The organism is Vibrio sp. 811 (assembly GCF_033339195.1).
Map to the genome: position 1 here is coordinate 1 of NZ_JAWOUB010000777.1, position 555 is coordinate 555.

1 protein-coding gene is annotated in these 555 nt (G+C 43.8%); it reads left to right on the plus strand.

Going from position 1 to position 555, the window contains the following annotated elements:
* Positions 1-399, plus strand: a 399-nt coding sequence (locus tag R7Q46_RS29340) for a stringent starvation protein B (RefSeq protein ID WP_318078605.1), incomplete at its 5' end; no start/stop codon positions are given.
* Positions 400-555 lie beyond the last annotated feature (156 nt).

A 555-nucleotide genomic window follows, 5' to 3' on the forward strand; every position in this document is an offset into this window, starting at 1 on the left:
CACTTGGTTGTTGATGCAACTATGCCGGGTGTGCGTGTGCCTGTTGAGTTTGTTCAAGATGGTCAGATTATCTTGAATATTGCTCCTCGTGCCGTTGGTAACTTAGAGTTGGGTAATGATGCGATTACCTTCCATGCTCGTTTTAGTGGCCGACCACACTCAGTGATCGTGCCAGTGTATGCAGTTCAAGCGATTTATGCTCGTGAAAACGGTGCTGGAACAATGTTTGAACCAGAAGAAGCGTACACGCACATCGAAGAAGAAACGATTGAAGAAGAAGATTTGTCACCATCTTTTAAGGCGGTGACGGAAGAAACTTCTGAGGAGATTGGTGCAGAATCCCAAGAGGAAGAAGCTCCTCGTCCTAAAGGTCGACCAAGCTTAAGAGTGATTAAGTAAATAAAAAGCAGCGTTAACGCTGCTTTTTTTATACTTCGGTTTCAAGTTTTTCAATATCGTTTAGTCACTGATGGTAAACGTCTCGACATCTGGATCACTATCATCTTGTGTCTGTGTCTGTGTCTGTGTCTGTTTCTGTGTCTGTGTCTGTTTCTG